General features: G+C 60.3%; 17 protein-coding genes. 9 read left to right on the forward strand and 8 right to left on the reverse strand.

The features are described 5' to 3' along the window. Positions 1 to 6: 6 nt before the first annotated feature. From QP999_RS08680 to QP999_RS08695, 4 genes are all read left to right on the forward strand, one after another. Positions 7 to 921 (forward strand): ABC transporter ATP-binding protein, encoded by a 915-nt coding sequence (locus QP999_RS08680; protein WP_284848087.1) that lies wholly within the window; start codon positions 7 to 9, stop codon positions 919 to 921. Between the two features lie 45 nt (positions 922 to 966). Next, positions 967 to 1,728 carry an ABC transporter permease gene (locus QP999_RS08685; protein WP_070683029.1) on the forward strand — a complete coding sequence of 254 codons (762 nt, stop codon included), beginning with the start codon at positions 967 to 969 and terminating at the stop codon, positions 1,726 to 1,728. Between the two features lie 82 nt (positions 1,729 to 1,810). Then, on the forward strand, positions 1,811 to 2,821 hold the full coding sequence (locus tag QP999_RS08690; RefSeq protein ID WP_284848088.1) for a COX15/CtaA family protein: 1,011 nt from the start codon (positions 1,811 to 1,813) through the stop codon (positions 2,819 to 2,821). Positions 2,822 to 2,923: 102 nt separating this feature from the next. Continuing rightward, positions 2,924 to 3,895, forward strand: a complete 972-nt coding sequence (locus QP999_RS08695; RefSeq protein WP_070524523.1) for a quinone oxidoreductase family protein — start codon at positions 2,924 to 2,926, stop codon at positions 3,893 to 3,895. Between the two features lie 19 nt (positions 3,896 to 3,914). On the opposite strand, the gene QP999_RS08700 is transcribed toward QP999_RS08695, so the two are convergent. Further along, positions 3,915 to 4,859, reverse strand: coding sequence for a heme o synthase (locus QP999_RS08700; RefSeq protein ID WP_070683026.1), 945 nt, complete (start codon positions 4,857 to 4,859; stop codon positions 3,915 to 3,917). Positions 4,860 to 5,199: 340 nt separating this feature from the next. Here QP999_RS08700 and tkt point away from each other — a divergent pair, with 340 nt between their 5' ends. The 5 genes from tkt to pgl all read left to right on the forward strand — a co-directional run bounded on the left by tkt (position 5,200) and on the right by pgl (position 11,859). Then, the gene (gene tkt / locus QP999_RS08705; protein ID WP_210396354.1) at positions 5,200 to 7,275 is read left to right on the forward strand and encodes a transketolase; all 2,076 of its coding nucleotides are present in this window, start codon (positions 5,200 to 5,202) and stop codon (positions 7,273 to 7,275) included. Positions 7,276 to 7,319: 44 nt separating this feature from the next. Then, positions 7,320 to 8,408: a transaldolase gene (gene tal, locus QP999_RS08710; protein WP_284848089.1), complete on the forward strand. Its 1,089-nt coding sequence runs from the start codon at positions 7,320 to 7,322 to the stop codon at positions 8,406 to 8,408. A gap of 130 nt (positions 8,409 to 8,538) precedes the next feature. Beyond that, on the forward strand, positions 8,539 to 10,071 hold the full coding sequence (gene zwf, locus QP999_RS08715; RefSeq protein ID WP_083299248.1) for a glucose-6-phosphate dehydrogenase: 1,533 nt from the start codon (positions 8,539 to 8,541) through the stop codon (positions 10,069 to 10,071). A 21-nt stretch (positions 10,072 to 10,092) separates the two neighbouring features. After that, the gene (locus tag QP999_RS08720; RefSeq protein ID WP_239248655.1) at positions 10,093 to 11,025 is read left to right on the forward strand and encodes a glucose-6-phosphate dehydrogenase assembly protein OpcA; all 933 of its coding nucleotides are present in this window, start codon (positions 10,093 to 10,095) and stop codon (positions 11,023 to 11,025) included. A gap of 72 nt (positions 11,026 to 11,097) precedes the next feature. Then, positions 11,098 to 11,859 (forward strand): 6-phosphogluconolactonase, encoded by a 762-nt coding sequence (gene pgl, locus QP999_RS08725; protein ID WP_154736526.1) that lies wholly within the window; start codon positions 11,098 to 11,100, stop codon positions 11,857 to 11,859. Positions 11,860 to 11,967: 108 nt separating this feature from the next. Here pgl and secG read toward each other — a convergent pair whose 3' ends face one another. From secG to rapZ, 7 genes are all read right to left on the reverse strand, one after another. Beyond that, on the reverse strand, positions 11,968 to 12,201 hold the full coding sequence (gene secG / locus QP999_RS08730; protein ID WP_070524288.1) for a preprotein translocase subunit SecG: 234 nt from the start codon (positions 12,199 to 12,201) through the stop codon (positions 11,968 to 11,970). 186 nt (positions 12,202 to 12,387) lie between these two features. Beyond that, positions 12,388 to 13,167 (reverse strand): triose-phosphate isomerase, encoded by a 780-nt coding sequence (gene tpiA, locus QP999_RS08735; RefSeq protein ID WP_070532934.1) that lies wholly within the window; start codon positions 13,165 to 13,167, stop codon positions 12,388 to 12,390. A gap of 42 nt (positions 13,168 to 13,209) precedes the next feature. Further along, complete coding sequence (locus QP999_RS08740) at positions 13,210 to 14,427, reverse strand: phosphoglycerate kinase (RefSeq protein ID WP_070524292.1); 1,218 nt, start codon at positions 14,425 to 14,427, stop codon at positions 13,210 to 13,212. Between the two features lie 237 nt (positions 14,428 to 14,664). Then, complete coding sequence (gene gap / locus QP999_RS08745; RefSeq protein WP_070532937.1) at positions 14,665 to 15,672, reverse strand: type I glyceraldehyde-3-phosphate dehydrogenase; 1,008 nt, start codon at positions 15,670 to 15,672, stop codon at positions 14,665 to 14,667. A gap of 481 nt (positions 15,673 to 16,153) precedes the next feature. Continuing rightward, the gene (gene whiA, locus QP999_RS08750; RefSeq protein WP_284848090.1) at positions 16,154 to 17,143 is read right to left on the reverse strand and encodes a DNA-binding protein WhiA; all 990 of its coding nucleotides are present in this window, start codon (positions 17,141 to 17,143) and stop codon (positions 16,154 to 16,156) included. 165 nt (positions 17,144 to 17,308) lie between these two features. Next, positions 17,309 to 18,307 carry a gluconeogenesis factor YvcK family protein gene (locus QP999_RS08755; RefSeq protein ID WP_070524298.1) on the reverse strand — a complete coding sequence of 333 codons (999 nt, stop codon included), beginning with the start codon at positions 18,305 to 18,307 and terminating at the stop codon, positions 17,309 to 17,311. Between the two features lie 76 nt (positions 18,308 to 18,383). Then, entirely contained in the window at positions 18,384 to 19,265 is an 882-nt protein-coding gene (gene rapZ / locus QP999_RS08760) for an RNase adapter RapZ (RefSeq protein ID WP_284848091.1), read from the reverse strand. Positions 19,266 to 19,302 lie beyond the last annotated feature (37 nt).

The raw sequence follows: 19,302 nt of genomic DNA on the forward strand, positions 1-19,302 counted from the left end.
CTGCCTGTGACTAGATCGGCTCTCATCCTAGAAAACGTCATAAAGACCTATGGCGACGTCAACGCGGTAAATGGGCTGAGCTTCCGCGCTAATTACGGCGAGATTCTATGTCTGCTTGGCCCCAATGGTGCGGGCAAGACAACCACCATCGAGATGTGTGAGGGATTTAAGAAACCCACCTCCGGCCACATTGAGGTTCTGGGGCTTGACCCTGCGCGCACCCCTGACGCGGTGCGCGCCCGCATTGGCATCATGCTGCAGGGCGGAGGTTCTTATTCCGGAATCAAGGTTAAGGAGATGCTGCAACTTAGCGCCTCCTATAACGACAACCCCTTAGACCCGGAATGGCTACTGGATACCCTAGGGCTGCGGGCGGTGGAAAAGAATAGTTACCGCCGTTTGTCGGGCGGGCAGCAACAGCGGCTTTCTCTCGCCTTGGCCATCATTGGACGTCCAGAATTGGTCTTCCTCGATGAACCCACGGCAGGTATGGACGCGCAATCGCGCCTTGCCGTGTGGGATCTCATCCGTGCGTTGCGTGCAGATGGTGTGACAGTCATCCTCACCACGCACCTCATGGATGAAGCGGAAGCACTCAGCGACCGCGTGGTCATTATTGATCACGGCCAGCTCGTCGCCAGCGGCACCGCAGCGTCGTTGACGAGTTCCGCTGATATCCCACAGGTGAGTTTTGAGACCGCGACTCCAGTGGACCTTGAGGCGCTGCGTAAGGCAGGCATCGCCGCCGACGCTACCCGACCCCTCCACTACCGGCTCACCTCTTCGGTCAGCCCGGAGGTCATCGCAGAGCTCGCCGCGTTCTTAGCCGCGCACAACGTTGTCCTCCGCAACCTGCAAACCTCGCACCGTAACCTCGAAGAGGTCTTCCTAGATCTCACCGGCCGCGAGATGCGCAGTTAGCCCGCATCTGACACCTACCACTTTGTTTGATCAAGGAGAAGCTCCATGAGCACCTTCGCACCCGGCACATTCAGCCCGAATCCGCAGCGCGTTGGCGTTGCCGCCATGGCCCGTGCCCAAGGGGCAATCGAGTCAAAGCTGATGCTGCGGCACGGCGAGCAACAGCTACTGAGCATCATCATTCCGCTCGCTATCCTGATCGGCGCCGCCAAGATGCAGGACAGTACGGGCCACGGCGTAGAGGAGATCTTCCCCATGGTCCTAGCCGTCGGCACTACATCCTCTGGGTTTACCGGCCAAGCTATTTCTCTGGCTTTCGACCGTCGCTATGGCGCGCTCAAACGAACGGGCGCATCAGGAGTTCCGGCTTGGGCCATCGTGGTGGGAAAGATCCTTGGCGTTCTTTCAATGGTGGTACTTCAGGTCCTTGTACTGGGCACAGCAGCTGCCATCCTCGGGCTGCGTATTACTGCCGGCGGTGCCGCCATCGGTGTGGTGGTGTTGGCGTTTGGTGTTGCCACATTTACAGCGCTCGGCTTGCTGCTCGGCGGGACCCTCAGCTCTGAGGCTGTCCTGGCGGTGTCCAACCTCATTTGGTTCATTCTGCTCGGCACCGTCGGCTGGGTGATGTATTCTCAGGGTCTGGGCGATAATGGGGTACTCACGCTCGTACCCACTGTGGCGATGGCCGGTGGGCTCGACATCGCTCTTAAAGGAGCGTTCCCTGTCTTTGAGATCCTCGTCCTCATCGGTTGGTCAGCGGTAGCGTCGTTTGCAGCGGTGCGTTGGTTCCGCTTCGAGGGCTAAAAGTGATTCTTCTCCCTTGCACGGCGTGACGCACATGCTGGTTTTGGTTCCGGAGCGGTGCCGAGCGGTAGGCTGAGTACCCGTGAGTACTGCCAACATTTCTTCTCAACGCACCCCTGTGCCTGCTACAAATCCTGCAGGACCCTCGCTGAAGACACAGCGCATTATCGCACTCGTCCTCTTAATCTGTCAGGCTGGCATTACAGTATCGGGTTCCATCGTCCGCGTGACCGGCTCCGGCCTTGGTTGCGTGACGTGGCCCAACTGCCACCCCGGCTCCCTCGTTCCTATCCAGGGCGCGGCCCCCATGCTGCACCAGGCCATTGAGTTTGGTAACCGGCTTTTGACCTTTGTTGTGGCGGCCGCGGCCATCGCCAGCATCGTGGCCGTTCACAAGGCGCAGCGCCGCAAGGAGCTCAAGGTCTATGCCTGGACGGGGCTCGCAGGTATCTTCGTGCAGGCACTCATTGGTGCCCTGTCGGTCGTGCTGAAGCTTTCTTGGTGGAGTGTGGCAATTCACTTCCTCCCCTCTATGGCCCTAGTGTGGATTGCGGCCATGCTGTTCTCCCGCATCAACGAACCCGATGACGGAACCCCTACTCGCCTCTTCCCCGCCGCCGTGCGCACGCTCGCGGTCGTTGCTGCGGTAGCGCTCTCCATCGTGCTTCTCACCGGTACCTTTGTCACCGGCTCTGGAACACACTCCGGCGACGCTGGCGTGGGCATGGAGGGGCGCCTCGGTGTCGATACCTATGGCATGGCCGTCATCCACGCTATCTGCATGTACGTCTACTTGGCGCTGACCCTCATCGTGGTCTTCCTCCTTCACCGCACTGGTGCGCCCAAGGCAGCCAGGAAGGCCGGCTGGGTACTCATTGCCTGCATCGTCATCCAATGGGCTCTTGGCGTAACGCAGTTCTACCTGCACATTCCACGCTGGACGGTCCCCTTCCACGTTGGCATGTCCTCGGTGGTTACGGCCTTCACCGCCCTACTGTGGGCGCATGGACTGCGCCGCGTCCGCACCACTGAAATTGCTTCCTCCAGCGCTACTCAACCTGGTGTCGAAAGCAGCTCCGCAACCCAAAGCTAGGGCAACCCGGTAGGTGCTCACAGCGCCGTCTTCCCCACCACGCTAGGAGGAAGGCGGCGCTTTTGCTGCGCGGGGGCTGGGGTGTCGTTTAGCCTAGACACCATGCATGCTATTCAGGTGACCACGACCGGAGGGCCTGAGGTCCTCACCTACGCTGAGGTAGATTCCCCCACGCCATCGCAGGAGCAGTTGCTTGTCGACGTCTCCGTGGCCGGCGTCAACTACATCGACACCTACTACCGCGAAGGCATCTACAACGCCTCTGTGCCTTTCATTCTCGGCCTCGAAGGCACCGGCCGGGTTGTGCACGATCCCCAGGGGGAGATCGCCCCGGGCACGATGGTTGCCTGGGATCACGCATTCGGTTCCTATGCCGAGCAAGTCTGTGTGCCGCGCGACCGCGTGGTGGCCGTCCCGGATGAGATCCCGTCCGCCGTCGCAGGGTCCATGCTCCTCCAAGGCATGACGGCCCACTATCTCACCCACGGTGTATATCAGCTTGGGGAAGGCGCATCGTGCCTGATTACCGCCGGTGCGGGCGGCGTCGGCCTAGTCCTTACGCAGATGGCCAAGTCCCTCGGCGCCACCGTTTACTCAGTGGTCTCCACCGATGAGAAAGAAGAGCTGGCCTACGGTGCAGGTGCTGACTGTGTCTTCCGCTACAGCAGTGGCCTGGCCGAACAGGTACGCCGCCACAACGGTGGGCGTGGGGTTGACGTGGTTTACGACGGCGTCGGCAAGGCGACCTTCGGCGAGTCCCTCGAAGTCGTGCGCCCGCGCGGTACTGTGGCGCTCTTCGGCGCCGCATCGGGACCAGTCCCGCCCATGGATCCGCAGCTGCTGAATAAGCACGGCTCCATCTTCCTCACCCGCCCCTCACTCGGCGCCTGGACCTCCCAAGAAGGCGAGTTCCAGATGCGTGCTCAAGCCGTGGTGCAGGCTGTTATCGACGGCGAGCTTGACTTCCGCGTATCTGCAGAATATCCGCTTGCAGAAGCCGCTCAGGCCCACCGCGACCTCCAAGAGCGCAAGACCACCGGCTCAATTGTTTTGCGCGTGCGGGAGGAAGAATAGCTAGATAAACACTAGCTAATTAAAAGAGCGTGGCTGACCAACCCAGCATGCGCCCGATGGGCTCCCAACCCACGATGGCGTCGATGGACAGGCCGATGAAAAGAACTGACAGATAGTTGTTGGAGTAGATAAACAGGCGCATGGGCTTGACCTTTGCGCCCTTCTTTACTCCTTGGTGCAGGCGGATGGCCATCCACAGGAAGACCACACCGGAAGCCACCGCGGCCACCAGATAGATCCACGAAGCGGCCGGGATGATGAGGAAGGTTACGATGACCGTTCCGATTGTGTACCAAACGATTTGGCGAGTTACTTCCACTTCTCCGGCAACAACGGGCAACATCGGTACCCCAGCCTTGCGGTAGTCCTCTTTGTACTTCATTGCGAGTGCCCACGTGTGTGGTGGGGTCCAGAAGAAAATGATGAGGAACAACACCACGGCCTGCCACCACTTATCGGGCTCCCCCGCGGGCGCGTTATCCCGAATCACTGCCCAGCCCACCATGGCGGGCATACAGCCAGCGAGACCGCCCCACACGATGTTCTGGGAATTCCGCATCTTGAGGAACTTCGTGTAGACGATGACGTAGAAAAAGTTGGTCAACAGCACGAAGAACGCGGCCAGCCAAGAATGCGCCAGCACGCCCAGCCAAAAGACGGACAGCACCAGCATGACCCAGGCGAAGGCGGCGGCATTGCGGCGCGCAATGGTCTTGCGCACCAGCGGGCGAGCGCGCGTACGTTGCATCTTCTGGTCGATTTCATAGTCCACAACGTTGTTGAACGTGTGGGCTGCTGCGGCACCCATCCAGCCACCAAAGATGGTGGATAAGATGAGCCAGAAATTCGACGACACCGCCTCGAATCCACGCTGGGCCTGGAGCATAGCCGGGATTGCTGCCACGAGGAGGAGCTCAATGATCCTCGGTTTCGTTAGCGCAAAATAGGCCTTGATGGTCTCCAAGGAACAGTCCTCCGTAAATCCGGCACGTGGGTGAATGGCTTATTGGTCTGAAGTAGTGGTCGTCTGCTCGTGCTAGAAAGTTCCCAAGGACGTCTAGAACACATCCTGAAAACCTCGTGGCGAGAATCCAGATCATTCTCCGGAGAAAACTCGCCGGCCACTGGCCGATAGCAGGGAGCAACGGCGTCAACCATGCCAGATTACCGTCCGAAACCTGGTTTCTATAATCCCCCGCCGAGGATCGAAAAACCTTTACACTGATAAACGGTATATCTGTTTCCAGAAGCGAAGTGAGGTTTTCGCCGTGTCGCACGATAAGTTGTCCCCGGAACTGCAGGCTATGGTCCAGCGCCGCTACCCTTCGGACTGGAGTGACCTCGATACCCGCGCCGTGGATACTGTGCGCGTGCTAGCTGCCGACGCAGTCCAAAACTGCGGCTCCGGCCACCCGGGTACCGCTATGTCCCTGGCCCCGTTGGCCTACACGCTCTACCAACGCGTGCTAAACCACGATCCAGCAGACGTCCACTGGGCCGGGCGCGACCGCTTCGTCCTTTCCGTCGGACACTCGTCCCTGACGCAATACATTCAGCTCTTCCTCGGTGGCTTCGGCCTCGAGATGGAGGACCTCAAGTCCTTGCGCACCTGGGGTTCCAAGACGCCCGGCCACCCGGAGGTGCACCACACCGACGGCGTAGAAATCACTACCGGCCCGCTGGGCCAGGGCCTGGCCTCCGCGGTTGGTATGGCAATGGCCGCGCGCAAGGAGCGCGGATTGTTCGACGCCTCCGCCCCAGCTGGCGAGTCTCCCTTCGATCACTTCATCTACGTCATCGCCTCGGACGGTGACCTGCAGGAGGGCGTGACTGCTGAGGCTTCGTCCCTGGCGGGTACGCAGAAGCTGGGGAACCTCATCGTCTTCTGGGACGACAACCGCATCTCCATTGAGGACGACACCAACATTGCCTTCAATGAGGATGTGGCCAAGCGCTACGAGGCCTACGGCTGGCATGTGCAGACCGTCGAATCCGGCGAGGACGTTGAAGCCATCGAGGCAGCCGCCGCCGCTGCCCGCGCCGAGACCTCCCGGCCTTCCTTCATCCGTGTGAAGACGGTCATCGGTTACCCGGCACCGAACAAGATGAACACCGGTGGCGTCCACGGCGCCGCCCTCGGTGAGGATGAGGTCGCCGCCACCAAGGAAGTCCTCGGCTTCGATCCCACACAGTCCTTCCACATCGACGAGGAAGTCCTCGCTCACACCCGCGAGCTGACTGCCCGCGGTGCACAAAAGCACGCCGAATGGCAGGAGAAGTTCGACGCATGGGCTGCGGCCCACCCGGAGGAAAAGAAGCTCTTCGACCGCCTCCAGGCCCGGGAACTTCCGGCTGACTTCGCCGCTGACCTTCCCACCTGGGAGGCAGGCGAATCTCTGGCCACGCGCAAGGCCTCTGAGGCCGCCATCCAAGCGCTCGCAGCCTCCCTGCCGGAGATGTGGGGCGGCTCCGCCGACCTGGCGGGTTCCAACAACACTGTCATCAAGGGCGCGGATTCCTTCGGCCCGGAGTCCATCACCACGGGTGCCTGGACGGCCACGCCTTACGGCCGCAACCTGCACTTCGGTATTCGTGAGCACGCCATGTCCGCAATCATGAACGGCATCGCGCTGCACGGTAATACCCGCGTTTACGGCGGTACCTTCCTCATCTTCTCCGAGTACCAGTACCCGGCTGTGCGCCTCGGTGCGCTCATGTCTACTGATACCTACTACGTGTGGACCCACGACTCGATTGGTCTGGGTGAGGACGGCCCGACCCACCAGCCGGTAGAAACCCTCGCAGCACTGCGTGCCATCCCGAATCTCTCCGTCATCCGTCCGGCAGATGCCAACGAAACTGCCCAGGCATGGGCCGCGGCGATGGAATACAAGGCTGCACCGAAGGGCCTAGCACTCTCTCGTCAGAATCTTCCGGTTCTCGAGGGCACCAAGGAGAAGGCCGCCGAAGGCGTTCGCCGCGGCGCCTACGTCCTCGTTGAAGCGTCGAAGGAAACCCCGGACGTCATTCTCCTCGCCACCGGTTCCGAGGTTCAGCTCGCGGTAGAAGCCGCCAAGCAGCTCGAGACTGAAGGCACGGCAACGCGCGTTGTCTCCGCTCCGTGCCTGGAGTGGTTCGACGAGCAGGACGCCTCCTACCGCGAATCGGTCCTTCCCTCCTCAGTCCGCGCTCGCGTCTCCGTGGAGGCTGGCATCTCGATGCCGTGGCACAAGTACACCGGTACTTTCGGCCGCACTGTATCCCTGGAACACTTCGGTGCCTCCGCACCGGCGGCGGAGCTCTTTGAGAAGTTCGGCTTCACCGCCGACGCTGTTGCCGACGCCGCCCGGGAATCACTGAACGCTGCCAAGGAAAGCTAGTTTCCCGTTCCGAGTTCTCACCACGAAAGGATCTGCACAACACCATGACGCATATTGATGAATTGGCTCGCCTCGGGACGTCGACCTGGCTCGACGATCTTTCCCGCGAGCGCCTAGACTCCGGCAATCTTCGTGAGCTCTTGGACACCAAGTCCATCGTGGGCGTCACCACGAACCCAGCCATCTTTGCCGCGGCAATGTCCTCCGGCACCTCCTATGACGCCGACATCGCAGCGCTGAAGGAAAAGTCCGCTGCCGCAGATGAGGCGGTGTACTCGCTGGCAATCGACGATGTCCGCAACGCATGCGATATCTTCACTGAGATTTACGAGAAGTCGGGCGGGCGCGACGGCCGCGTCTCCATCGAGGTTGACCCACGCATCTCCGCCGATGCAGACGCAACCTTGAAGCAGGCGCGCGAATTGTGGGCCAAGGTTGACCGCCCCAACCTCATGATCAAGATTCCGGCTACGGAAGGCTCCCTACCAGCCATCACCGAGGCGCTTGCGGAAGGTATCTCCGTCAACGTCACCCTAATCTTCTCCGTAGAGCGTTATGCCCACGTCATCGCTGCGTACAAGGAGGGAATCAAGCGCGCTGCCGAGGCTGGCAAGGACGTCTCCACGATTCATTCCGTGGCATCCTTCTTCGTCTCCCGCCTGGATACCGAAGTGGACAAGCGCCTCGAGCTGATCGGCACTGAGGAGGCCCTCGCACTGCGTGGAAAGGCCGGGGTTGCCAACGCCCAGCGTGCCTATGCCCTGTTCCTCAAGGAATTCAAGGAGCCAGGCGCACACCTGCCGTCTGGTGCACACCCGCAGCGCCCCCTGTGGGCGTCGACGGGCGTCAAGAACCCCGACTACCCCGCCACGCTGTACGTCTCCGAGCTAGCTGGCCCAGATACCGTCAACACAATGCCGGAGAAAACCATCGATGCCGTTCTCGAACAGGGCAACCTGCACGGCGACGCTCTCAGTGGCTCTGCTGAGCAAGCAGAGAACGTGTGGTCACAACTGAAGGCAGTCGGCATCGACTTCGACGATGTTTTTGCTGTGTTGGAGAAGGAGGGCGTCGACAAGTTCGTCAACGCCTGGGAGGAATTGCTTGCCTCCATGACCGACCGCCTCTCCTAATCGAACGTGAATTCTTGACCGCCTACAATCGCCGCGCGCACCGCAAATGGCCATGCAACTATGGTCGGCGGGGCGCGTGTCGCTATGCTGGGCTGTTGGACTTACCTCACACAGACCGAAAGGACACTTAGTGAGCACTAGCAGCGCGTGGGTCAACCCGTTGCGCAACTCGAAGGATAAGCGCTTGCCACGCATCGCCGGCCCCTCTGGCATGGTGATTTTCGGCGTCACGGGTGACTTGGCGCGCAAGAAGCTCCTCCCCGCCATCTACGACTTGGCCAACCGCGGATTGCTTCCGGCAGGCTTCACTTTGGTCGGCTACGGCCGTCGCGACTGGGACAAGCAGGCATTCTGTGACTATGTCCGCGAGGCCGCCGAAGCAGGTGCGCGAACCACCTTCAACGAGCATGTGTGGGAGCACCTTGCCAAGGGAATCGAGTTTGTGCAGGGCAACTTCGATGACGCCGGCTTTGACAAGCTTTCTGCGCGGCTGGCGGAGCTCAATGACTCCCGCGGCACGGGTGGAAACTGGGCCTACTATCTTTCGGTACCGCCGGAGTTTTTCTCCGATATTTGCCACCAGCTTGAGCGCGTCGGTATGGCCGATAGCACGGATAATTCCTGGCGCCGCGTCATCATTGAAAAGCCATTCGGACACGATCAGGCTTCCGCGCGCGAGCTCAACGAGATTGTCAACGCCGTCTTCCCTGAGTCCTCGGTTTTCCGCATCGACCATTACCTGGGCAAGGAAACGGTCCAAAACATCATGGCCCTGCGCTTTGCCAACCAGATTTTCGAGCCAATGTGGAATGCGCATTACATCGATCACGTGCAGATCACGATGGCTGAGGACATCGGGCTGGGCGGGCGTGCCGGCTATTATGACGGCATCGGCGCCGCGCGCGACGTCATCCAAAACCACCTCCTCCAATTGCTTGCGCTCGTAGCAATGGAGGAGCCCTCCTCCTTCGACCCCGAGGCTCTTCAGGCGGAAAAGATTAAGGTGCTGCGAGCCACCAACGCCGTGCATCCGCTGAACAAGACCACTGCGCGTGGCCAATACTCCGCCGGCTGGCAAGGATCGCAATATGTCAAAGGCCTCCGGGAGGAAGAGGGTTTTGATCCGGAGTCCACGACGGAAACCTATGCAGCCTGCACTCTTGAGGTCAATTCCCGCCGTTGGGCGGGCGTTCCTTTCTACCTGCGCACTGGCAAACGTCTCGGCCGCCGCGTGACTGAAATTGCGCTCGTGTTTAAGACAGCTCCCCACCAGCCTTTTGATCAAGGCCAAGCTGAGGCCCTGGGCCAGAATGCCGTGGTGATCCGCGTACAGCCAGATGAGGGCGTCACCATGCGTTTTGGTTCCAAAGTACCCGGATCCACGATGGAGGTCCGCGATGTCAACATGGACTTCGCGTATGCCGAGGCCTTTACGGAGGAGTCTCCCGAGGCCTATGAGCGCCTGATTCTCGACGCCCTCCTTGACGAGTCTTCCCTCTTCCCCACCAATGAAGAGGTTGAGTTGTCTTGGTCCATCCTCGATCCCATCATTGAATACTGGTCCAACATTGGTCAGCCGGAGCAATACCGCGCCGGCACGTGGGGACCGGAGTCTGCCGATAAAATGCTGCGCCGCCGGGGACATTCCTGGCGTCGTCCGTAGGTCCCTAGGAGGAATGGCTTAATGATTATCCCCTTGCCCGATACGACTACGCGCAAGATCTCCAAGAAGCTCGTGGAGATGCAGGAGCATTACACGCTCACGACAGGCCGCGTCCTCACCCTCATCGTCATGACTGAGGAAGGCGATGACCTAGACAACCTTCTCGCCTCGGTTCGTGATGCCTCCCACGAGCACCCTTCTCGCGTCATCGTGATTGCCACGGGTTCCTTGGAGGAAGAGACGCGACTCGACGCCGAGCTGCGCGTGGGCGGCGAAGCGGGCGCTTCCGAAATCGTCGTGATGCACCTGCACGGCGCGCTAGCGGACCAAGCGGAGTCAGTGGTTACTCCCCTTCTTCTTCCCGATACCCCAATCGTGGCATGGTGGCCCACCGCGTGCCCACCGTCACCAGCCGCGGTGCCCATCGGCGCACTCGCCCAACGCCGCATTACGAACGTGGCTTTCGGCAGCGGCGTTGACCAGTATGACCTGCACGTGTTGTCTTCGGGCTACACGCCTGGTGATTCCGACATGTCGTGGGGCGCTATTACCCTGTGGCGTGGCATCGTAGCCTCGGCGCTTGACCGTCACCCCCATGAGCCGGTCACTTCCGTCGAAATTTCTGGTGCTGAGCACCACGCTGCAGTCGACTTCGCTGCTGGCTGGCTTCTCGACGCCCTCTCCGTCCCCGTCACCCGCACCGTCTCGGACTGCACGGCGGGTCCTTTCCCGATTTCCTCGGTAGTCTTCCGCCGCCCCACTGCAGATGTCAGCGTGACCATTGTCGATTCCGAGACGGTCAGGGTCAGCGTTCCCGGCTCCCCAGAGTCCCTCGTAAGTCTCACCGTTCGTTCCGAAGCGGAAGTACTCTCAGAGGAACTCCGCCACCTCGACGCAGATAAGACATACGCCCATTCTCTCCGCGCTTTAGCTCGAGTGGACTACAGTGTGTAGTCGTAGACTTTACTTTTTCACCTAGACCCCTAGACCCCCTAGACACAGCATTCACAAGGATCTTTCTGCACTATGGTCACGCTTCGCCGCGTTAGCGACATCGATGAGCTCATATCCTCCGCCGCACTCGCCTTTATTGAGACGGTTGCGGCGGTTCAAGCCCCGGGCGGAGGCCTTCACAAAGACGGAGTAGCCCGCGTAGTCCTCACCGGTGGCGGTGCAGGCATTGGTGTCTTGCGCGAATTGGCTCGCCTTGCTCACGCCGCCCAGCAGCAAGGAACCGACTTCCCTGCCCTCTCGGTGGACTGGACACGAGTCCATGTCTTCTTCGGCGACGAGCGCAACGTGCCGGTCAGTGATCCTGATTCCAACGAGGGCCAAGCCCGCGAAGCTCTTCTGAGCCAGGTCGGCGTTCCCGAGCGCCATATCCACGGCTATGACTTGGGCGCCGTGTCCATGGAACACGCCGCCCAGGCTTACGAAGGCGAGATTCGTGAATTCGCACCTGAGGGTTTTGATCTGCATCTCCTCGGCATGGGACACGAAGGCCATATCAATTCCCTCTTCCCGCATTCGGAGGCAGTCTACGAGGACTCGGACTATGCATTCGCAGTCCACGATTCCCCGAAGCCGCCTTCGGAGCGTGTCACGCTAACCTATCCCGCGATCAACCGCTCTCAGCGCATTTGGTTCCTTGTCTCCGGAGAAGAAAAAGCCGAGGCGGTATCACACCTTGTTGCTGGCGCTGCCGCAGAAGACTGGCCGGCCGCTGGCGCCCAGGGAGCGGAAGAGACCCTGCTTTTCGTGAGCGAAGACGCCGCGCAGAAGCTCTAACAACGCGTGCGCCCGGGCCGAGAAAACCTATAACGCCGCGTGTCCCCCTCGACGTGAGGAGGCACGCGGCGTTAATCGTGTCCGGAGCCGGAGGCTCGTCAGCGGCCTTTAGCTATAAGCCTGCAGCAGGTTCAGGGCTACGATGCAGGCGAGCCAGATGACCACCATGACCACGGTATAGCGGTCGAGGTTCTTTTCCACCACGGTGGAACCAGACAGGTTGGACTGTACGCCGCCGCCAAAGAGGCTGGACAGGCCGCCGCCCTTACCTTTGTGCAGCAGCACGAAGATAGACATCAAGATTGCGGCAATCACGAGGATGATTTCCAGTGCCAAGATCATGAAATAGTTCCTTGTTGTACGCGTTCAAACGGTTAGTGTGGCGCGTGAAGGTGTGCATCACTTTCACGCTGGAAAAGGGGCGCCAGCGAACGGGCGCAATAAACCTTGATGATACACCACGTGGCGGGCCAGAAACCATTCCGACCCGCCACGACAGAGTGGTGCAGATGCGATCAGCTGGAAGAACTAAGCGCCCTGTGCAGCGTTAGCCGCCAACTTGGCAAACTCCTCGCCCTTCAGGGATGCACCGCCGACGAGGCCGCCGTCTACATCAGGCTTGCCCACGATCTCTGCGATGGAGTCGACCTTGACGGAACCACCGTAGAGAATGCGGATGCCTTCGGCCACTTCATCGCCACCCAGCTCGCGAATGAGCTCACGGATAGCGGCGCACACTTCCTGTGCGTCATCAGCGGAGGCAACCTTGCCGGTGCCGATTGCCCACACGGGCTCGTATGCGATGACGGTCTTGGCAAGATCCTCTGCGGCAAGCCCCTGCAGGGAGTTGCGCGTCTGGGTGACCACGTAGTCGACGTGGGTGCCAGCCTCGCGCACGTTGAGGGGTTCGCCGACGCACACAATCGGGCTGATTCCGTTAGCCAGTGCCGCTGCAGCCTTTTCCGCAACGAGCTGGTCGGTCTCGCCATGGTACTGACGGCGCTCGGAGTGGCCTACGACTGCCCACGAGCAGCCCAAGGCGGACAGCATCTTGCCGGATACTTCACCGGTGTAGGCGCCAGACTCGTGCTTGGAAATATCCTGTGCGCCATAGGTGAACTGGAGGTCGTCGCCGTCGACAAGCGTTTGCACAGTGCGGATATCAGTGAACGGGACCATGAAGGCCACGTCGACCTTTTCGTAGTAGTCCTTCGGCAGGGAGAAGGCGAACTTCTGCAGGGAGCTGATGGCTTCCTTGTGGTCGAGGTTCATCTTCCAGTTACCAGCAATTAGCGGGGTACGTGCCATGATTAGCCTTTCTAGATCAGACTGTGTTGACGGTGTATATGACTAGGATTCCAGGACCTTAACGCCCGGCAGCTCCTTGCCCTCCAGGAACTCCAAGGAAGCGCCGCCGCCCGTGGAAATGTGGGAGAAGCCTTCTTCGTCGAGGCCGAGGAGGCGGACGGAGGCTGCGGAGTCGCCACCGCCAACGACGGTGAAGGAGCCGTTCTTCGCGGTGGCGTCGATGATGGACTGAGCGACACCTGCGGTGCCCTTGGAGAAGGCCTCCATCTCGAACACGCCCATCGGGCCGTTCCAGAAGACGGTCTTGGAGGAAGCGATGACCTCGTCGAACTTCTTTACAGACTCCGGTCCAATATCGAGGGACATCCAGCCCTCCGGAATTCCGTCGAGTGCAACGACCTTGTTCTCTGCGTCAGCGTTGAACTCGGTTGCAGCAACGAGGTCGACCGGCAGGACGATCTTGTCGCCGAAGCGCTCGAGCAGCTCCTTGCAGTTGTCGATCTGGTCTTCTTGCAGCAGGGAATTCTGAACGTTGTAGCCCTTTGCAGCCAGGAGCGTGTAGCACATGCCGCCGCCGATGATGACCTTGTCGGCCTTGCCAGCAAGGGCTTCGATCACACCGAGCTTGTCGGAAACCTTAGCGCCGCCGAGTACGACAACATACGGGTGCTCAGGCTTCTCAGCCACTGCTGCGAGGGTCTCCACTTCCTTCTGAACCAGCTTGCCGGCGTAGGCAGGCAGGCGCTTGGCGACGTCATACACCGAAGCCTGTGCGCGGTGGACGACGCCAAAGCCATCAGAAACGAAGGCGCCATTATCCGCAGCGAGTGCAACGAGCTCATCGGCAAAGGCCCCACGCTCGGCCTCGTCCTTGGAGGTTTCGCGAGGATCGAAGCGAACATTCTCGAGCAGCAGGACATCGCCATCATTGAGGCCGTTGGCGCGCTCATGGGCATCCTCACCGCTGACGTCGCCGGCCAGGGCAACGTACTGGCCCAGGGCCTCAGACAGTGCCTCAGCAACCGGTGCCAGGGAGTACTTCGGGTTGACCTCGCCCTTCGGGCGACCCAGATGCGCGGACAGGATGACCTTGGCTCCGCCTTCGATCAATGCCTTGATAGTCGGCAACGAGGCGGTGATACGGCCAGAGTCGGTGATGTTTCCCTCGTCATCGAGCGGAACGTTGAAGTCCGAACGAACAAGGATGTGACGGCCGGAAACGCCTTCTGCGAGCAAGTCGTCCACAGTCTTGAAAGCCATAGTGTTCTCCTTAAAGGTAGGTATTCAAGCTAAAGGTTAATGCTATTCAATTAGAAAGTGTGGTGAACGCCTAGCACGGCGGGTTCGGGGCGCCGTGTGCGTTCTGGATAGACGAATAACGGCCCAGCGCACGCCACGTAATCATGAGGCGTGGCGCATGGGCCGGTTTTCTAACCTGTGGTGCTACCGCAGGCAATCACAGCTTGGTTCACTGTGCTCATTCTAAGAATCGAGTCCTTAGAGCTTGGAGGCAACCAAGGAGGTGGTGCGGACGAGCTGGTTGGTGTAGCCCCACTCGTTGTCGTACCAGCCGAGTACCTTGACCAGGTTGCCGTTGGAGACCTTGGTCATGCCGGCATCGAAGATGCAGCCGTGCGGGTCGGTGATGATGTCAGTGGAGACAATCGGGTCCTCGGTGTAGCCCAGGGTCTCACCGAATTCGCCGGTAGCAGCTTCCTTGATGGCAGCGTTGATCTCCTCGGCGGTAACCTCGCGGGAAGCCTCGAAGGTCAGGTCGGTGGCGGAACCGGTGATGGTCGGAACGCGCATTGCGTAGCCGTCCAGCTTGCCCTCGAGCTCCGGCAGAACCAGAGCGACAGCCTTAGCAGCGCCGGTGGAGGTCGGAACCATGTTCACGGCGGCGGCGCGGGCGCGGCGCAGGTCGCGGTGCGGAGCATCCTGCAGGCGCTGGTCACCGGTGTAGGAGTGAACGGTGGTCATGAGGCCCTTCTCAATGCCGAACTTGTCGTTGAGGACCTTTGCCATCGGAGCCAGGCAGTTGGTGGTGCAGGAAGCAGCGGAGATGACGTTGTGCTTATCAGCATCGTACTTGTCGGAGTTGACGCCGTAGACGAAGGTGCCGTCAACGTTCTTGCCCGGTGCGGAGATGATGACCTTCTTGGCACCGGCCTCGATGTGAGCCTTGGCAGCCTCACCGTCGGTGAAGAAGCCGGTGGACTCGATGACGATGTCAACGTTGTGCTCAGACCACTTCAGGTTCTTCGGGTCACGCTCTGCGGAGACAGCGATGCGGTGACCGTTGACGGTGATGGACTCCTCGTCGTGCTCGATGGTGCCGTCGAAGCGGCCCAGCACGGAGTCGTACTTAAGCAGGTTGGCAAGAGTGCCGTTGTCAGTCAGGTCATTGACGGCTACGACCTCGAGGTCGGTGTTGCCCTGTGCAACTGCACGGAAGAAGTTACGGCCGATACGGCCAAATCCGTTGATACCTACGCGAATGGTCACTGTAATGTCTCCTCAAATAATCGAGTGAAGTTCTGTTGTGGGGCTTCCGAGACTCTGTCTTTAACGGCAGTGCGGTAAACCGCTTCCGCGGAACCGTTGCTCTGCCACTTCCGTGACGTGCTCGGTGGTTTTCCCAACACGGCCGATAGTACCGACCCATTGTGCTTCCCGCAGTGAGCATGTGAGCTCCTGTTGCAAGCTCTCACATGACGGCACAAAGAGGCGTACACTGTTAAGGCTTCTATCGGGGATGGTGGGGGACCAAAGTTCAGACACCTGCGGTAATGCCCGATTATGTGGGATTGTGTTGGGTGTCGGAATTGTAGGGTGGGATATCTCACTTAACCGGAAAAGAGCGGGTTAACCCAAAACAGTACGGGCACCCAAACCGTGAAAAATGCCCCAGACGAGCCTTTCAGTGCCCGAACGGGCACCCACGACTCTGTCTGGGGCAAGGATTGGAGACTACGACGTTTGGATTCTAGGACTCCTCAAAGAGATCCTCAGTCACCGCTTTCGTCGTATCCGGTACACCAAGTTCCTTGGCGCGTTTATCCGCCATGGACAATAGGCGGCGAATACGTCCAGCCACCGCGTCCTTGGTCATCGGCGGATCTGCCAAACGCCCGAGTTCTTCCAAGGAGGCTTCGCGGTGCTGCACACGTAGGCGGCCAGCATCAGCCAAGTGCTCCGGCACGTCATCACCCAAGATCACCATGGCACGCTCGACGCGGGCCGCAGCGGTTACTGCCGCTCGAGCGGAACGGCGCAAGTTGGCATCGTCAAAGTTGTCGAGGCGGCGGGAGGTGTCGTGAGCCTCTCGCTGGATGCGCTTCTTTTCCCACGTCAGGCGAGTCTCCTGAGCGCCCATGCGGGTCAGCAACGCGCCAATGGCGTCGCCATCGCGCACCACGACGCGGTCGGCGCCGCGTGTTTCCTTGGTTTTCGCCACCACGCCCAAACGGCGCGCGCAACCCACGAGGGCGAGAGCCGCCTCCTGGCACGGACACGTCACCTCGAGCGCTGAAGAGCGGCCCGGCTCTGTCAATGATCCTTGAGCCAAGAAGGCTCCACGCCACGCCGCTTCATTATCAGCAACAGAACCTGAAATGACCTGCGGCGGCAGGCCCACCACGGGGTGTCCGGAACGAGTTACCAAACCCAGCCGCCTCGTAAGCTCCTTGGCCCCGGAGGTGATTCGCACTTGCACCCTGCTCTTCTTAGAGGATGCAGCGGGACCCGCCACATGGGTGCTCGCCACGATTGAGTACAGCTCATCGAGCGCAGTGACCAAACGATTGGCCACGCTCTGGGATTCCAATTCGACCTCGTACCTCACTCGATCCCCGGTGATGTGGAGGTCACCGGCAAACCTGAGAATTGCGGCAACCTCCGCCGCACGAGCGGACTGGCGCGGTACGGACACCGCCGTAAGCTCTTCCTTGACCTGCTCGGTCAACGACGCAGACACCTCGTGCCTCCCCTTTCGACTCTTGACACAGTGCACCGCGAACGTCGGCAGTAGCGCAGTACGACGCAACCTGACCTCACTCTGGAAGGCACGCAACGCGTCGCGCCGCGCTTGTGCGCTATGACGTAGCAGTGAACAATGAATGCCCCATAGTCTATCGTGCGCCTAGCCCCGATGAGTGCCCGGGGCACCCGCCGTCGCCCCACGTTCGGCAGCGTACTCGGAATACAGTTCGGTGAGAACTTGCGCTAGCTTGTCTGGACAGTGTTTGTTCAGCGAGTTCCCGTCAGCGTCCGTCTGACAGACATCCCGAAATACTGCGCTGGCGCCGAGCACACTAGCAGCGCGCTGCACAAAGACTCGCTCCGATTCATTGGGGAGACCGGTGCCGTCGACGATGACTTTGTCGACCCGCAGGTTTGGCGCATGCTGCGCTAGCACGTGCAGGTGGCGCTCCGCAGAAAACCCCTGGGTCTCCCCTGGTTCGGCGGAAAGATTGAGCACCACCACGCGAAGGGCATCCGACGACGTTATAGCGTTGACGATGTCTGGAACGAGAACGTGCGGGAGCACGGAGCTAAACCACGAGCCGGGGCCCAAGGTGATCAAATCCGCGTCGTGCAGCGCAGCGATCGTTTCCGGGTTAGCTTCCGGCTTCTCCGGGATGATGCGCACGCGGCGCACCTGCCCCACAGTTGAGGCAACGGCCACCTGGCCGCGCACGGAGCGCATGATACGGGGGTCGTCGTCAAGCCCGGAAACATCCGCCTCAATCTCGAGCGGTAGATTTACGGCCGGCAGCACCCGTCCGGCCGACTCCGTCAAACGCGCAACGGCATCGAGCGCCGCCTGGAAGTCCCCCAACACCTCGTTGAGTCCGGCGATAAGGAGATTGCCCACAGCGTGCCCAGCCATGGCACCAGTGCTCTGGAATCGATGCTGCAAAGTAGAAGCCCACAGCTGTCCTTCTTCCGAATCGCTCGACAGAGCTGCAAGGGCCATGCGCAAATCACCAGGCGGGATTATGTCCATCTCACGGCGCAACCGGCCGGAGGAACCGCCATCATCGGCCACGGTAACAATGGCGGAGATTGTCTCCGCGCCCGTACGGCGTGCGGCCAGCAGAGTTTGATACAGCCCATGGCCGCCGCCCAGGCTAGCCATGTGGATAGGGAGAGTCGTCACGGGAACACTAGCTTTCAACTATTCAGGTAGGGAATGAATACGTATTTTATCGCACCTAATCGCGAGAAATATCTCGGTGCAACGTGCTCACATCGAGGTCACCGCGGTCCCTGAGGCGGCGGGCAATTTCTTCCGTAACTGCCACGGAGCGATGGTGCCCACCGGTACAACCGATGCCCACGGTGATGAAGTTCTTCCCCTCATGGCGGTAGCCGGTGAGCATCGAGTCAAACATGGTGATGAAACGCTCGATAAAGGGCCCAGCAGCCTCTTGGGACAAGACATAATCCGCAACCGGCTCGTCGGTGCCACGGTAACCCCGCAGCTCAGGTACCCAATAGGGATTGGGAAGAAAGCGAACATCGACGACAAGGTCCGCGTCACGCGGGGAGCCATGCTTGAAGCCGAAGGACTCAAGCGTGACGTGTTGCTTCTCATGACCCATTTCGCCGAAGGATGCTTCTATCGCACGACGCAGATCGTGGACGGACAGGTTGGTCGTATCGATGATGATGTCCGCTCGCTCGCGGATAGATTGCACCGCTGCGCGCTCTCGTTGGATGCCCGCTTTGAGTGTCTCTCCCTCCTGCATCGGGTGGGTGCGTCGCACCGAATCAAAGCGACGGATGAGCACATCATCGCGCGCATCGAGGAAAAGCAGGGTGGGCTTCATGTCCAGCTTTTCGAGTTCCTCCAAGGTCTCCGCTAAAGAACCCGGAAACATTCTGGAGCGCACATCGGTCACCGCGGCAATCTTTGTCACCGGAGAATCGGGGCGCGCGCACAGCTTCAGCAGGTCGACGATAGACTTCGGCGGAATGTTGTGGGCTACGTAATAGCCCTTATCCTCCAGCACTTTTGCCGCCGACGTCAGGCCACCGCCTGACATGCCCGTGATCAAAATGGGTGGGGAGTCTAACAGCGTCATGACTTCCATTCTTACCATCTGATCACGAGGCAAGGAGGGAATCCTG

The organism is Corynebacterium sp. MSK004 (assembly GCF_030232515.1).
GTDB lineage: Bacteria > Actinomycetota > Actinomycetes > Mycobacteriales > Mycobacteriaceae > Corynebacterium > Corynebacterium hesseae.

Bases quoted from the DNA above. Each gene is read 5' to 3' on its own strand.
- secG (WP_070524288.1), bottom strand. From the start codon at position 12,201: ATGATCTTGGCACTGGAAATCATCCTCGTGATTGCCGCAATCTTGATG.
- rapZ (WP_284848091.1), bottom strand. From the start codon at position 19,265: ATGGAAGTCATGACGCTGTTAGACTCCCCACCCATTTTGATCACGGGC.
- tal (WP_284848089.1), top strand. From the start codon at position 7,320: ATGACGCATATTGATGAATTGGCTCGCCTCGGGACGTCGACCTGGCTC.
- tpiA (WP_070532934.1), bottom strand. From the start codon at position 13,167: ATGGCACGTACCCCGCTAATTGCTGGTAACTGGAAGATGAACCTCGAC.
- tkt (WP_210396354.1), top strand. From the start codon at position 5,200: ATGGTCCAGCGCCGCTACCCTTCGGACTGGAGTGACCTCGATACCCGC.
- QP999_RS08720 (WP_239248655.1), top strand. From the start codon at position 10,093: ATGATTATCCCCTTGCCCGATACGACTACGCGCAAGATCTCCAAGAAG.
- QP999_RS08695 (WP_070524523.1), top strand. From the start codon at position 2,924: ATGCATGCTATTCAGGTGACCACGACCGGAGGGCCTGAGGTCCTCACC.
- QP999_RS08755 (WP_070524298.1), bottom strand. From the start codon at position 18,307: ATGGCTAGCCTGGGCGGCGGCCATGGGCTGTATCAAACTCTGCTGGCC.
- QP999_RS08685 (WP_070683029.1), top strand. From the start codon at position 967: ATGAGCACCTTCGCACCCGGCACATTCAGCCCGAATCCGCAGCGCGTT.
- pgl (WP_154736526.1), top strand. From the start codon at position 11,098: ATGGTCACGCTTCGCCGCGTTAGCGACATCGATGAGCTCATATCCTCC.
- QP999_RS08740 (WP_070524292.1), bottom strand. From the start codon at position 14,427: ATGGCTTTCAAGACTGTGGACGACTTGCTCGCAGAAGGCGTTTCCGGC.